1 protein-coding gene is annotated in these 221 nt (G+C 69.2%); it reads left to right on the forward strand.

Going from position 1 to position 221, the window contains the following annotated elements:
• Window positions 1–221 (forward strand): efflux RND transporter permease subunit (locus K206_RS38190; RefSeq protein WP_043366593.1); only part of this gene is annotated, 221 nt, incomplete at both ends.

The raw sequence follows: 221 nt of genomic DNA on the forward strand, positions 1-221 counted from the left end.
CATGGCCGAGGAGGGCTTGTCGCCGCGCGACGCCACCCGCAAGGCGATGGAGCAGATCACCGGCGCGCTGGTGGGCGTGGCGCTGGTGCTGTCGGCGGTGTTCGTGCCGGTGGCGTTCTCGGGCGGCTCGGTGGGCGCCATCTACCGGCAGTTCTCGCTGACCATCGTGGCGGCCATGCTGCTGTCGGTGATGGTGGCGCGGACGTGTCAGGAATTTTGTG

It is taken from the genome of Cupriavidus sp. WS (assembly GCF_000395345.1).
Classification (GTDB): domain Bacteria; phylum Pseudomonadota; class Gammaproteobacteria; order Burkholderiales; family Burkholderiaceae; genus Cupriavidus; species Cupriavidus basilensis_B.